The organism is Pseudogulbenkiania subflava DSM 22618, from assembly GCF_900177275.1.
GTDB classification, from domain to species: domain Bacteria; phylum Pseudomonadota; class Gammaproteobacteria; order Burkholderiales; family Chromobacteriaceae; genus Pseudogulbenkiania; species Pseudogulbenkiania subflava.
The window spans coordinates 131,536-144,133 of the sequence record NZ_FXAG01000008.1; the positions used below are offsets into that span (position 1 = coordinate 131,536).

Annotated in this window: 14 protein-coding genes; 3 read left to right on the forward strand and 11 right to left on the reverse strand. The window is 62.2% G+C overall.

The features are described from left to right. The first annotated feature begins 131 nt into the window (after positions 1-131). Entirely contained in the window at positions 132-926 is a 795-nt protein-coding gene (locus tag B9N72_RS09470; protein ID WP_085276157.1) for a thymidylate synthase, read from the forward strand. After that, positions 923-1,411: a dihydrofolate reductase gene (locus B9N72_RS09475; RefSeq protein WP_085276158.1), complete on the forward strand. Its 489-nt coding sequence runs from the start codon at positions 923-925 to the stop codon at positions 1,409-1,411. Before B9N72_RS09470 ends, B9N72_RS09475 begins: the two co-directional genes overlap by 4 nt. Positions 1,412-1,466: 55 nt before the next feature. On the opposite strand, the gene B9N72_RS09480 is transcribed toward B9N72_RS09475, so the two are convergent. The 10 genes from B9N72_RS09480 to B9N72_RS09525 all read right to left on the reverse strand — a co-directional run bounded on the left by B9N72_RS09480 (position 1,467) and on the right by B9N72_RS09525 (position 10,698). Then, positions 1,467-2,135, reverse strand: coding sequence for a GntR family transcriptional regulator (locus B9N72_RS09480; protein WP_085276159.1), 669 nt, complete (start codon positions 2,133-2,135; stop codon positions 1,467-1,469). Between the two features lie 195 nt (positions 2,136-2,330). Next, complete coding sequence (locus B9N72_RS09485; protein WP_085276160.1) at positions 2,331-3,185, reverse strand: uracil-DNA glycosylase; 855 nt, start codon at positions 3,183-3,185, stop codon at positions 2,331-2,333. Next, complete coding sequence (gene rimI / locus B9N72_RS09490; RefSeq protein WP_085276161.1) at positions 3,182-3,622, reverse strand: ribosomal protein S18-alanine N-acetyltransferase; 441 nt, start codon at positions 3,620-3,622, stop codon at positions 3,182-3,184. Before rimI ends, B9N72_RS09485 begins: the two co-directional genes overlap by 4 nt. Then, complete coding sequence (gene tsaB / locus B9N72_RS09495; protein ID WP_200810921.1) at positions 3,619-4,302, reverse strand: tRNA (adenosine(37)-N6)-threonylcarbamoyltransferase complex dimerization subunit type 1 TsaB; 684 nt, start codon at positions 4,300-4,302, stop codon at positions 3,619-3,621. The genes rimI and tsaB overlap by 4 nt, the downstream gene beginning before the upstream one ends. Positions 4,303-4,338: 36 nt before the next feature. Further along, positions 4,339-5,562 carry an EAL and HDOD domain-containing protein gene (locus tag B9N72_RS09500; protein WP_085276163.1) on the reverse strand — a complete coding sequence of 408 codons (1,224 nt, stop codon included), beginning with the start codon at positions 5,560-5,562 and terminating at the stop codon, positions 4,339-4,341. A 27-nt stretch (positions 5,563-5,589) separates the two neighbouring features. Further along, the gene (locus B9N72_RS09505) at positions 5,590-7,455 is read right to left on the reverse strand and encodes a chemotaxis protein CheA (RefSeq protein WP_085276164.1); all 1,866 of its coding nucleotides are present in this window, start codon (positions 7,453-7,455) and stop codon (positions 5,590-5,592) included. Between the two features lie 47 nt (positions 7,456-7,502). After that, positions 7,503-8,252, reverse strand: a complete 750-nt coding sequence (cheZ, locus tag B9N72_RS09510) for a protein phosphatase CheZ (protein ID WP_085276165.1) — start codon at positions 8,250-8,252, stop codon at positions 7,503-7,505. 45 nt (positions 8,253-8,297) lie between these two features. Beyond that, positions 8,298-8,687: a chemotaxis response regulator CheY gene (cheY, locus tag B9N72_RS09515; protein WP_014088171.1), complete on the reverse strand. Its 390-nt coding sequence runs from the start codon at positions 8,685-8,687 to the stop codon at positions 8,298-8,300. A 49-nt stretch (positions 8,688-8,736) separates the two neighbouring features. Further along, on the reverse strand, positions 8,737-9,705 hold the full coding sequence (locus B9N72_RS09520) for a chemotaxis protein (protein WP_085276166.1): 969 nt from the start codon (positions 9,703-9,705) through the stop codon (positions 8,737-8,739). 48 nt (positions 9,706-9,753) lie between these two features. After that, on the reverse strand, positions 9,754-10,698 hold the full coding sequence (locus tag B9N72_RS09525) for a chemotaxis protein (RefSeq protein WP_085276167.1): 945 nt from the start codon (positions 10,696-10,698) through the stop codon (positions 9,754-9,756). A 200-nt stretch (positions 10,699-10,898) separates the two neighbouring features. On the opposite strand from B9N72_RS09525, the gene B9N72_RS09530 reads away from it, so the two are divergent. Then, entirely contained in the window at positions 10,899-12,044 is a 1,146-nt protein-coding gene (locus tag B9N72_RS09530) for a sensor histidine kinase (RefSeq protein WP_234985934.1), read from the forward strand. Positions 12,045-12,258: 214 nt separating this feature from the next. On the opposite strand, the gene fdxA is transcribed toward B9N72_RS09530, so the two are convergent. Beyond that, positions 12,259-12,582 carry a ferredoxin FdxA gene (fdxA, locus tag B9N72_RS09535; RefSeq protein WP_085276169.1) on the reverse strand — a complete coding sequence of 108 codons (324 nt, stop codon included), beginning with the start codon at positions 12,580-12,582 and terminating at the stop codon, positions 12,259-12,261. Positions 12,583-12,598: the final 16 nt, after the last annotated feature.

Below are 12,598 nucleotides of genomic sequence, written 5' to 3' on the forward strand. Positions count from 1 at the left end.
CTGGCATGGCACAGGGGTTCAGAAGCAGGAATCCAGATGCAATTTCCTGTTTCTTTATGTTTTTTCCATGTGATAGATTCTGATAAAATTGTTAGCTTTTTCGCCTGTTTAATATCTCCGGCACTGACGACATGAAACAGTACCTCGACCTGATGCGTCACGTGCGCGAGCACGGCCACTACAAATCCGACCGTACCGGCACTGGCACCCTGTCCGTGTTCGGCTACCAGATGCGCTTCGATCTGGCCGACGGTTTCCCGCTTTTGACTACCAAGAAGCTGCACCTGAAGTCCATCGTGCACGAGTTGCTGTGGTTCCTCTCCGGGGACACCAACATCCGTTATCTCAAGGAAAACGGCGTGTCGATCTGGGATGAATGGGCGGACGAGAACGGCAACCTCGGCCCGGTGTACGGCTACCAGTGGCGCAGCTGGCCGGCGCCGGATGGCCGCCATATCGACCAGATCGCCAACGTGGTCGAGATGATCAGAAAGAACCCGGACTCGCGCCGGCTGATCGTGTCGGCCTGGAACCCCGCATTGGTCGACGAGATGGCATTGCCCCCGTGCCATGCGCTGTTCCAGTTCTACGTGGCCGACGGCCGTCTGTCGTGCCAGTTGTATCAGCGTTCGGCCGACATCTTCCTCGGCGTGCCGTTCAACATCGCCTCGTACGCGCTCCTGACCATGATGATGGCGCAGGTGTGCGGGCTCAAGCCGGGCGAGTTTGTACACACGTTGGGCGACGCCCATCTCTACAGCAACCACCTGGAGCAGGCCGACGAGCAACTGGCGCGCGAACCGCGCCCACTGCCGGTGATGAAGATCAACCCGGCCGTGACGGATCTGTTCGCCTTCCGCTTCGAGGACTTCGAACTGGAAGGCTACGATCCGATGCCCCACATCAAGGCCAAGGTGGCGGTATGACGACTCCCTGCATCACCCTGGTGGCGGCGATGGCGGCTAACCGCGTCATCGGCATCGATAACCGGCTGCCGTGGCATCTGCCCGAAGACCTGAAGCATTTCAAGGCGGTGACGCTGGGCAAGCCGGTGATCATGGGCCGCAAGACCTACGATTCGATCGGCCGCCCCTTGCCGGGCCGGCGCAACATCGTGGTGACGCGCCAGCGCGACTGGTCGGTGCCCGGCGTGGAGGTTGCCCACAGCCTGGAGGCGGCGCTGGCGCTGGTGTCGGCCGCCGCGTCGGCCTGCATCATCGGCGGGGCTGACCTGTACCGCCAGGCCTTGCCCTTGGCGCACCGCCTGGAGCTCACTGAAATCGCCGGGAGCTATCAGGGTGACGCGCATTTTCCCGACTTCGGCAGCGGCGGCTGGCAGGAAGTGCAGCGCGAGGCGCATCGCAGCGAGCAGGGACTCGACTACGCCTTTGTGAGCTACCTGCGCGGCTGACCTCCCTGACGAACCGATAGCGCTGCCCGGCACCACAGCCCGGCAGCGTTTTTTTTTACTGCACCCCCTCCAGAGCCTCCGCCGAGGCGGCGGCGAGCCGGCCGTAATCGGCACCGAACTGCCGGATCATCGTCTGGAGCCGGAGCGTGTCGCGCGCGATGATGACCTTCAGCAGTTCTTCCAGAAAGACGTAGGTATGCTCCACCTGCGGCGAGCCGGCGCGCAGGATGGCGTACAGGCAGCGCTGCGTCAGCGGCAGCAGGTCGCGCAGCGTGCTTTCGATGTAGTGGTTGTCGGCAAAACCGTACAAAGCCTGCAGGAAGGCCACCCCTTGCTGATAGAAACCCTGGATGTCGTTGTGCTGACGGCTGGCTTCGAGTTGCCCCAGGAGTTCGAAGAAGCGGGCGAGGTCGTCGTTCTGCCACTGCCGTGCCATATTGCCCACCACCGTATCCAGCAGCAAAAACCACAAGCCGAAAAAGTCGTGCACCTCCCGGGCGCTGATACTCGCCACCACCGCGCCGCGCCGCGGGTAGATGTTCACCAGGTGGCGGCGTTGCAGGATCAGCAACGCTTCACGCACCGAGCCGCGGCTGACATCGAGCTCGCTGGCGATACGCAGCTCCTGGATGCGCTCCCCCGGCCGCATCAGTCCGAGGATGATCTGATTGCCCAGGTGCTGGGCAATCTGCTCGGTAAGGGAGTCGTTAGCCTTGAACCTCATGCATGTTCTCCTGAAAAAAACGGAGTTTTCTGTCTTATTGTCGCCGGGGAGTCAGGCAGGGTGGCGGCGCCCCCCGCCTTGGCCCGTCCGCCGGGTTTTCGAGGACGTCAGTGTAGCGTGAGCAGGCGTGGATGTGAGGGGCGTGTGGTGCGAACGCGGCGTCCGGTGTGCGCGGGCAGAGGGGGAATGCCCCGTTCACTGCCCGGAGAGCTGGCGGAAGGTGCGCCGCGCAAACACCAGGTCCTGCCAGCTCTTGGCCTTGTCGGGCAAGTTGCGCAGCAGGTAGGCCGGGTGGAAGCTGACGATCAGCGGCACATCCTGGTAGCGATGTACGCGGCCGCGCAGGCGCGCGATGCTGTCGTTGCTGTCGAGCAGGGTCTGCGCGGCGAAGCGTCCCAGCGCCAGAATCAGGGTCGGGCGGATGTGCGCGATCTGCTGGCGCAGGTAATCCTGGCAGGCAACGATCTCGTCGGCCGAAGGGTTGCGGTTGCCGGGAGGGCGGCACTTGAGCACGTTGGCGATGTAGACGTCGTGGTTGCTGTCGAGACCGATCGCGGCCAGCATGTTGTCGAGCAGTTGGCCGGCGCGGCCGACGAATGGCTTGCCCTGTTTGTCCTCTTGCTCACCCGGTGCTTCGCCGATGATCAGCCAGCGCGCCTGCGGGTTGCCGCGCCCAAACACTGTCTGGGTACGCGTCTCGCACAGCCGGCAGTGATTGCAGCGGGCGACGGTCTGCTCCAGTTCGCTCCAGCTCAGCACGGGCTTGGCCGACACGGGGAGGGTGGGGGCAGCCTGTTCGGCGAGTACCACCGGGACCGGGGCGGCAGGGGCGGGTGCCGAGGTGCCCGCCTGAACGATAGGGGACACCGGGATGGCGGCCACTACAGGAGCGGGGACGGTTTCGACGGTTGGCGATTCGACGGGGGCGTCGGCCAAGGGCGCGGCCGGGGGCGGTACGCGCCGAGCCGGGTGGTCGTCAAAGCGCGCGTCGCGCGCGCGCCAGAGCGGGCCGAGGCCGATGACGTCACCGATCAGTTGGCGGCGCTTCATAGCTCGAGCTCCATCAACACGGCATGCTCGCGTCCGGATGCGGTCGGATAGTAGTGCTTGCGCAGGCCCGTCTCGACGAAGCCGCTCTTGGCGTAGAGTGCACGGGCAGGCCGATTGCTTTCCCGGACTTCCAGAAAGAGCCGCGAACACCCCTGCCGGCGCAGTTGTTGCAGCAGCTCACCCAGCAAGGTTTGCCCCAGTCCCTGCCCCTGTCGGTCGGGGGCGATCACGATGGTCAGCAGTTCCGCCTCGTCCAGCACTGTCATGCTGACCGCGTGTCCGCACACTTCACCATCGATCTCCAGTAGCAGGAAGGCGTGACCGGCCTCGAGCGAGCCGCGGAACTGCGGCTCGCTCCAGCCATGGGGAGTGGCCGCCGCTTCCAGGGCGGCCAGTTTTGCCAAGTCGGGCGCAGAGGCCGGGCGGAAGGCGATCATCGTTGGCGTGCCTGCTGCTCGCGCGAGGTCAGTGCCACCTTGTTGCGCACGTAGAGCAGGTCGGCTTCGCGTGCCGGGAGGTGGGCGTAGCGCCCGCTTTGCGCCAGCCGTAGGTAACTGGCGGCGTGGGGGCGGATATCGTTGTGAATGGCGCCAAGCTGTGGGCCCCACGTGCTGCTCGCCAGCACGGGGTAGGCGGCAAAGCCGTCGCCGGCGCCCACCCAGCCTTCGCCATCCAGCTGCAGCTCGCTGCCGGCCTGCTCTGGGTCGAGCAGCAGGATGGGGGAAAGGCGGCATGGCGTGCCCAAGTCGTAGCTTGCCAAGTAGACTTGCTGCATGCGGGCGTCGCTACAGGCGACAACCCGCGTCGCACCTGCCTGTTCGGCCACGCTGTCTAGGGTGGGGATGGGGATGACGGGGACTCCGGCGGAAAACGCCAGGCCCTGGGCCAGGCCGCAGCCGATGCGCAGCCCGGTGAACGAGCCCGGTCCCTGCCCGTACACGATGCCGTCGAGTTGCTGAAGCGTCAAGCCGGCATCGCGCAGCAGGCTCTGCACATGGGGCAGCGCCTGTTCGGCGTGTTTCTGACCGACGCGCTCATGAAACACGACGGTGTTGTCATCGTTTAAGACGGCAAGCGACAGGAAGTCCGTCGAGGTATCGATGGCAAGCAGTTTCATGGCGTTTCCGGAGGGCTGACGGGGAAAAGCCATGAATTATAAGCCCAGTTCCTCCACCCAGGCGAGCGCCTCGACGTGAGCCTGATTGAACGGTTCCGGCGACAGTCCGAGCTCCCGGCACAGTTGCGGGACGTCGCGCATCTCCTTGTCTTCGCAGGCTTTGGCCAACTGGAGGAAGGGGGTGAGCCGGTCCGGCTGCTCCTGCAGCACCTGCTTGAACTGGTCGGAAAGGTGGAGGTGTTCCAGAACGGTGGTCATCGGCATGTCGAACAGTACGTCGAGCAGGCTGAACATGCCGATCACGAACAGCGATTCGCAAGCATCGTTAGGCAGGTTGAGCGCACTGCCCAGGAGTTCCATGAAGCGTGCCCGGGTAATAGCGGTCTTTTGCAGGGCGGGCGGCGTCTTGCCATCTTCGTTGGCGGTGACCAGGAGCAGGGTCAGCCAGCGATAGAGCCGTTTGTAGCCCAGCACGGTGACCGCGTGGCTGAACGAACTGATGGTGGTGTTGAGCCCCGCCGCGGCGGAGTTCACGAAGCGCAGCAGCTTGTAGGACAGCGCGATGTCACGCTTGAATACCGCCTCGACTTCCTTGATCTCGGCATCCATGCGCAACAGGTTGAGCAGTTCCAGCGTGTGCGTGAAAGAGGGATGAATGACCTTGGCGGACAGGGTCTCCGGCTTGGCGAAGTAATAGCCCTGAAAACCATCCATACCCAGTTCGCGGCAGAGGTGGAAGTGCTCGTGCGTTTCCACTTTCTCGGCGATGCGGATCACCGGGTAGCTGCGTACCTGGGCGGCCAGCATCTGGAAGTCGCTGGTACCGTGCTTCTGCACGTCCAGCTTGACGTATTTGGCGTATTCCAGCAGCTGGGCCGAAGGCGCGTTGAACGAGAAGCCATCCATGGCGATGCCGAAGCCCTGGGCATGCAGATACTTGATGCGGGCAATCAGCTCGTTGGATGGGGTAATCTCGGGCATCAGGTCGAGAATGACCCGACGCGCCGGCAGCAACTCCAGGAATTCGCTGGTCAGCATGGCTTCGCCGACGTTGATGAAGGCCAGCTTGTTGCCGATCAGCCAGCTGGTTCCCATATTGTGCAGGGTGTTGACCAGAACCTGGGTGTCGGCTTGAAGCGCGGCCAGTGGGCCGGCGCCTTCCGCCTCAAGGGAGGGGCGAAACAGCAGCTCGTAGCCGATGAGCTGCTGATTTCGGTTCAATACAGGCTGGCGTCCGATGAAGGCACTGCTTGTTGTCATTCTGTACCGTTCAGTGTGGGGTAAGCGTCAGATCGTGATCAGTTCGGAGGTCTTGACCACGCCTCCCATGCCGTCCTTCGCTGTCAGCAGGTCTTCCATATCGAGTACCAGCACCACCGAGCCATCACCCGACAGGGTGGCACCGGCCACGCCTTTGGGGCGGATGTTCTGCAGCGGCTTGATCACTACGTCGTCGCGGCCGACGAAGGAGTCGATGGCCAGGATGAAGGAGCGCTCGGCCGATTGCATCAGCACGCCGAAACCGGGCTTCTGGGTCGGTGCCCAGCCGAGCAGGCCTGCCAGGGTCTTGAGCGGCAGGATTTCGTCGCGTACGACGATGGTCGGGTTGCCGGATACTTCCTGGATGGCTTCCGGATCGATGGTGATGATCTCGCGCACCATCGCCAGCGGCACGGCGAAGGGTTGGTTGCAGGCGCGTACCACCAGCACCGGCAGGATCGCCAGCGTCAGCGGTAGCGAGATGCTGATGCGGGTGCCTTCGCCCGGGATCGAGTTGATGTCGATGCGGCCGTTGAGCTTCTGGATGTTGGTGCGAACCACGTCCATGCCGACACCGCGGCCAGACACACTCGAAATCTGGTCCTTGGTGGAGAAGCCGGGCAGGAAAATCAGCTGCAGGCACTGCTTTTCATCCAGGGCGTTGGCGGCCTCGGCGTCGATCAGGCCCTTTTCCACTGCCTTGCGGCGCAGGGCGTCGGCATTCATGCCACGGCCGTCGTCGGTGATCTCGATCAGGATGTGATCGCCGACCTGCTCGGCCGTCAGCTGGATCAGCGACTGCGGTTTCTTGCCGGCGGTGATCCGCTCCGCGGTGGACTCGACGCCGTGATCGACGGCGTTGCGCACGAGGTGCACCAGCGGGTCGTTCAGGTCCTCGATCATGGTTTTGTCGAGTTCGGTTTCTTCGCCGCTCAGTACCAGCTCGACGTCCTTGCCTAGCTGGCGTGCCAGATCGCGGGCGAGGCGGGGGTACTTCTGGAACAGCCGGCCGATCGGCTGCATGCGGGTCTTCATCACTGCGTTCTGAAGGTCGCCGACCAGCAGGTCGAGCTGGCTGATGGCTTCGTCCAGCGAGCGCAGGGTGTTGCTGTCGTTGTTGCCCTGCAGAATCTCGGTGCGCAGCGTGGTGAGGCGGTTCTTGGTCAGACCGATTTCGCCAGACAGGTTGAGCACCATGTCGAGGCGGTTGGTGTCGATGCGGATGGTGTTCTCATGCCCACCGCCGCTGGCCGATTTCGTCACGCTGGTGGTTTTGGCTGGTGCCGGTGCTCGGGGGGGCGCCACCGCGGTAACAGGTTCGCTCTCCGCCGCGACGACGACGGCCGGTGCTTCCACGACGGTACGGTCCGGTGCGGCGGCAGGAACCACCGCTTGGTAGAGGGTGTTCCAGTCGGGCTCGTTGCTCTGGCGAGCGGCCGGGGCCGGGGCTGCCGCCGCCGGCGCGGCAGGGGCTGCCTGCGGAGCCGGGGCTTGTGGCATCCGGCCGGACAGGACGGCGTCCAGTGTCGTCAGCAAGCCGCCGTCGGCATCCTTGGGCATCAGGCCCTGGCCCAGGGTGCCGAACATGTCGCGCACCGTCGCGGTGGCATCCAGGATCACGTCCATCACTTCGGGGTTGAGCTGAAGTTCGGCGTTGCGCAGCTTGTCAAACAGGTTTTCCGTGCGGTGGCAGAGGGTCACCATGGGTGCCACGTTGAGGAAGCCGGCGCCGCCCTTGATGGTATGAAAGCCGCGGAAAATATCGTTGAGCAAGGCGCGGTCTTCTGGCCTTTTTTCCAGTTCGACCAACTTGTTGTCAACGTCCGAGAGAAGGTCGTTGGACTCCATCAGGAAGTCCTGCAACAACTCTTCCATGCCGCCGAATTCGCTCATTTTTTACCCCGCACCGTTATTTATTGTTTCTTGTTGCGACCGTGGTCTCAGAAGCCGAGGCTTTCCAGCAGGTCGTCGACTTGTTGTTGGTTGGTGACCACGTCGCTGCGTCCTTCCGGGTTGACCACCGGACCATTCAGCAGCGTCGGGTTGATTTCCGTTTTCTTCTCTTCCGGCGAGAATTCGATCAGGAAGGCGACGAGGTCGGTTTCGATGGTCTTGACCATGCCCATCATCTTCTTGATGACCTGACCGGTCAGATCCTGAAAATCCTGTGCCATGACGATGTCGAGCAGTTGCGCGCTGGTGGCCTGGGTCTGTTCCGGCACGCTCTGCAGATAACGGTGGGTGTCCTGGCTCAGCTGGCGGAACTCGTCGACCGACAGCATATTGGCGTACAGCCGGTTCCAGCGCTCGGACAGCTGCTTGGCGCTGTTTTCGAGTTCGTCCTGGATCGGCTTGGCGATATCAGTGGCGTTGAGTACACGCTCTGCCGCGGATTCGGTCAGCGTCGAGATGTAGGAGAGGCGGTCGCGGGCGTCGGGAATGGCGTTCGCGACCCGTTCCAGCGATTTGTCGTAACCCATGTCGCGCAGCGCGCTGTGCAGTTTACGGGTCAGTTGCCCGATTTGTTCGTACATGACCGACGGGTTGGTCTCGGCGGGACCTTGGGAGGCCGGCGCCGAGCCCGCATCGCTGCTGATCTGTGACGTGCCGGCCTGGTGCTGCTGGGCAATACTGTCAAATAGTGCCTCGAGATCCGGGGTGTCCCCGCTTTCCAAAACGTGGTCTGGCACGATAAATCCTCCTGAATACTGGCCCGACAAGCCGTGCAGTGGTTCTTATTTGTTTATTGCCTGGAAGATCTTGTTTAGTTTTTCTTCCAGCGTGGCGGCAGTAAAAGGCTTGACGATATAGCCGCTCGCCCCCGCCATGGCGGCTTCAATGATGTTCTCGCGCTTGGCCTCTGCCGTGATCATCAGGAACGGCAGGGGCTTGAGTTGCTGGTCGGCGCGTACCGCTTTCAGCAGCTCGATTCCGGTCATGTTGGGCATGTTCCAGTCGGAAACGATGAAATCGAAATGCTGCGTCTTGAGCTTGTGGAGGGCAACTTGGCCGTCCTCCGCTTCATCGACGTTGGTAAATCCGAGTTCCTTGAGGAGGTTGCGCACGATCCGTCTCATGGTTGAGAAGTCGTCCACTACAAGGAAGCGAAGATTCTTGTCTGCCATCGAGGGTTATCCTGAATTTGTCAATGATTCCTGGCCGCTATTGTAGCGATTACCTTTGCAGGAATGGAATCAGGGTTTCGGCCAACACGGCAGGGTCGAATTTGGCGACGTAGGCATCGACGCCGACGCTGGAGCCCATGGCGCGGTTGGCGTTGGACGACAACGAGGAATGCATCACGACGGGAATGCCGTTGAAGCGGTGATCGGACTTGATCAGGCGGGTTAGCACGTAGCCGTCCATTTCCGGCATTTCGGCATCCACCAGAATGGTCTTGAGGGTGTCGTGCAGCGGAGGGGCATCGCCTTGGTGGCGATTGGCCAGCGCTTGCAGCCGTTCCCAGGCCTCGCGGCCATTGCTGGCCTGCTGGAACTTGATGCGCATCTTTTCCAGCACGCCGGTGATCTCCTTGCGCGCTACGACTGAGTCGTCGACGAAGAACACGTACTGGTCGGCTTCCAGCTGGGCGGTTGGCAGCTCGGGCAGGCGCGGTTCGCCCACCACGCTGGCCAGGATCTGTTCCACGTCCAGAATCGATACCAGCTTGCCATCTTCCAGTTCGGTGATGGCGGTGATCAGGTTCATGCCGCTGGCCGAAGCCACCTCGCCAGACGTCGCGGCAGTGCCCGACATCATGTTGTCGGGCGAGCGCACCTTGTCCCAGTCGACACGGATGATGCGGTCTACCGAATCGACCAGGAAGGCCTGGGTGCTCTTGTTGAACTCGGTGACGATCATGGTTTCGTACTTCTTGGCCGGATCGTTGGCACCGATGAAGCGGGCGAGCGAGATGATGGGGATGATGTTGCCGCGCAGCGAGAGCACGCCTTCTACACCGAAAGGCATGTTCGGGGTCTTGGTGATGGTCGGGGTCTGTGACACTTCGCGGACCTTGAAGACGTTGATGCCGAAGGTTTCCCGCGTGCCTAGCGAGAACAGCAGAATCTCCATCTTGTTGGAGCCGACCAGCTTGGTGCGGGCGTCGATATTGGCGAGCAGGGTAGCGTCGGTGGCTGGCATGTCAAACCTTTCCCGATTTCTTTTTTGAGTGCGGTCGTCAGTGGCGCGTTATTTGCCGATGTGCAGCATTTCGCGCAGCTTGATCGCCAGTTTTTGTGGTTCGAACTTGGAGACGTAGGCGTCGACGCCGACCGACTCGCCGAGCTTCTGGTTGGAGTTTCCGGACAGCGAGGAGTGCATCAGCACCGGGATGCCGGCGAAGCGCGGGTCGCTCTTGATGAGCTTGGTCAGCATGTAGCCGTCCATTTCCGGCATTTCGACGTCGGTGAGCACCAGGTTGACCACGTCGCAGAGCTTGCGGCCGGAGAGGTCGGCCTGAGCGGCCATCCGCTGGAGTTCGTCCCAGGCGCGCATGCCGTTGATGGCGTAGGCATACTTGACGTTCATGGCGTCCAGGGTGCGTTCGATCTGTTTGCGCGCGACGACCGAGTCGTCGGCGAAGAAGATCATGCGCTCTTCCTTGATCGGCTCGATGTTCAGGAAGTGGTGGGCGTCGTCGGTGAGCGAGGTCTCGGCCAGGACTTTCTCGACGTCCATCATCATGACCAGGGTGTTGTTGAGCTCGGTCACGGCGGTGACCAGCCCGCCCATGCGGTTGGTGATCATTTCCGGCGGCACGCGCATGGCCGACCAGTCGAGTCGCAAGATGGTGTCGACAGCCTCGACCAGGAAACCCTGGGTGTGACCGTTATATTCGGTCACGATCATGATTTCGGGCTTCTTCTCGGTGACGATGCCGGCGTACTTGGCCAGGTCGATGATGGGTACGAGTGCGCCACGCAGGCTGACCATGCCTTCCACGGAAGACGGCATTTCCGGCGCGGAGGTGATTTCAGGGGTGCGCATGACCTCGCGCACCTTGAAGACGTTAATCCCGAAAACTTCCTTGCGCCCGGTTCGTTGATCTTCTCCGAGGGAGAACAACAGGATTTCGAGCTTGTTGGTGCCGGCGAGCTTGGTGCGGGCATCAATCTTTTTAAGAAGTTCTGACACGGAAACCTCCGCTGCATCGTGTTTTTTGGGAGTATCGTTTGGAGTGTCGATACGCCTGTTATTAGGGGTGTCGGGGGCCATTGGCTCCGTCCATTACGGCAAATGTACCCCAGATTGGCTTAACCGGTTTGGATAATTATCATACTGATTAATCAGTTTTTACAAATGTGTTGTGGTGAATGACAAAAACTGTTTCAAACTTGCACGACCAGCAAACGCTGGAGCAGGCGTTTGCCCAGTTCAACGCCGTTTCCGGCCAATTGATCGATGCCTACAACCAGTTGCAGGGGCAGGTCAATGTGCTGAATGCGCAGCTGGACGAGGCCAATAACGAGCTTAGGCGTCAACTCTCGAATAACGCGGCGTTGGCCGAGCGGCTCGGCATGTTGCTGGAGGCGCTGCCGGCCGGGGTGATCGAGTTGCTGGCCGATGGCCGGGTGCAGACTGAAAACTCCGCCGCCGAGGCGATGCTGGGGGCGTCGGTGCGGGGGCGGCCATGGCCGGAGGTGCTGGCCGGCTTCCAGCCGACCGACATTGATAACACCTTCTTGTTACCGCGTTGTGGCGAGCAGCCGGCGCGCCGCATCACGCTGCAGTACCAGGATCTGCCGGAATTAGGCGGGCAGATCGTGCTGCTGCACGACGTCACGCACCTGCATCAGCTCTCGAGCGAGCTGGCGCAGCAGCAGAAACTGGCCTCGATGGGCAGTATGGCGGCGTCGCTGGCGCATCAGTTGCGTACCCCGCTGGCGACGGCCATGCTCTACACCGCCAACCTGCGCCAGCCCAGCCTGGGGGAGGTGGAGCGAGAGCGCTTCATCGACAAGAGCCTGGCCCGTTTGAAGGCGCTGGAAGGGCTGATCCAGAACATGCTGAGCTTCGTCAGGGGGCAGGTGTGCGAGCTCGAGCTGCTGGACGTGGCCGGGTTGCTGGAAGAGGTCCGCGCCGTGGTGCAGCCTCATTACGCTGCGCGAGCGGTGCGGCTGGACTGTGACTTTGCGCTGGGCGAGCCGGTGCGGGTGGCGGGAGACCGCAAGGCGCTGGCGGGGATTTTGGTCAATCTGCTGGAGAACGCGTTGCACTTTTCTGCCGAGGACCAGTGTGTGGGGCTGAGTGCGCGGCTGGAGGACGGCGCGGTGCGGCTGTGCGTGGTCGACGAGGGGCCGGGGCTGGGCGACGAGTTGTTGGAGCGGGTGTTCGAACCGTTCTTTACCACGCGCTCCGGGGGGACCGGGCTGGGGCTCGCCATCGTCAAGAAAGTGGTGGAGGAATTGCATGGCAGCGTGCGCGCCGGCAACCGCGAGGGCGGGGGCGCCTGCTTCGAGGTGCGGCTGCCGCTGGCGTGAGCCGAGCCGCTTGCTGCCCCCGCGATCACGGCCATGAGCACGGGCCTTGGCGTGTGCACCGTACAGGCAGGATGGCAAGGGTTTGCCGGGCGAACCGCTACGTGCAAGTCCATCGCTGAGCCAATCCAGAGATTGGCACGCAAGGATTTGTCCGGCGAAGGGGGCGCATGCGAGTGCAATAATGCCAGCTGGGTTTTGCCCGGCGACCCTATAATTATTCTTCCAGGTACTGGGTCTTGCCGGTGACCTCGGCCCAGTCTTCGTGATCCGGCAGGGGGGCCTTCTTGGCGGCGATTACCGGCCAGACCTTGGCCAGCCGGTCGTTGATCTCGATGAAATGCAGTTGGTCGGCCGGTACGTCGTCTTCGGCGTAGATCGCTTCGACCGGGCACTCTGCGACGCACAGGGTGCAATCGATGCATTCGTCAGGGTCGATGGCGAGGAAATTGGGGCCTTCATGGAAGCAGTCGACCGGACAGACATCGACGCAGTCGGTGTATTTGCATTTGATACAAGCTTCGGTTACAACGTAGGCCATCGCGTTTTCCTTTGGC

Coding starts and splice junctions, on each gene's coding strand:
- cheY (WP_014088171.1), bottom strand. CDS start 8,687: ATGGCAGACAAGAATCTTCGCTTCCTTGTAGTGGACGACTTCTCAACC.
- tsaB (WP_200810921.1), bottom strand. CDS start 4,302: ATGAAACTGCTTGCCATCGATACCTCGACGGACTTCCTGTCGCTTGCC.
- B9N72_RS09470 (WP_085276157.1), top strand. CDS start 132: ATGAAACAGTACCTCGACCTGATGCGTCACGTGCGCGAGCACGGCCAC.
- B9N72_RS09520 (WP_085276166.1), bottom strand. CDS start 9,705: ATGCCAGCCACCGACGCTACCCTGCTCGCCAATATCGACGCCCGCACC.
- B9N72_RS09505 (WP_085276164.1), bottom strand. CDS start 7,455: ATGAGCGAATTCGGCGGCATGGAAGAGTTGTTGCAGGACTTCCTGATG.
- rimI (WP_085276161.1), bottom strand. CDS start 3,622: ATGATCGCCTTCCGCCCGGCCTCTGCGCCCGACTTGGCAAAACTGGCC.
- B9N72_RS09500 (WP_085276163.1), bottom strand. CDS start 5,562: ATGACAACAAGCAGTGCCTTCATCGGACGCCAGCCTGTATTGAACCGA.
- fdxA (WP_085276169.1), bottom strand. CDS start 12,582: ATGGCCTACGTTGTAACCGAAGCTTGTATCAAATGCAAATACACCGAC.
- B9N72_RS09480 (WP_085276159.1), bottom strand. CDS start 2,135: ATGAGGTTCAAGGCTAACGACTCCCTTACCGAGCAGATTGCCCAGCAC.
- B9N72_RS09475 (WP_085276158.1), top strand. CDS start 923: ATGACGACTCCCTGCATCACCCTGGTGGCGGCGATGGCGGCTAACCGC.
- B9N72_RS09485 (WP_085276160.1), bottom strand. CDS start 3,185: ATGAAGCGCCGCCAACTGATCGGTGACGTCATCGGCCTCGGCCCGCTC.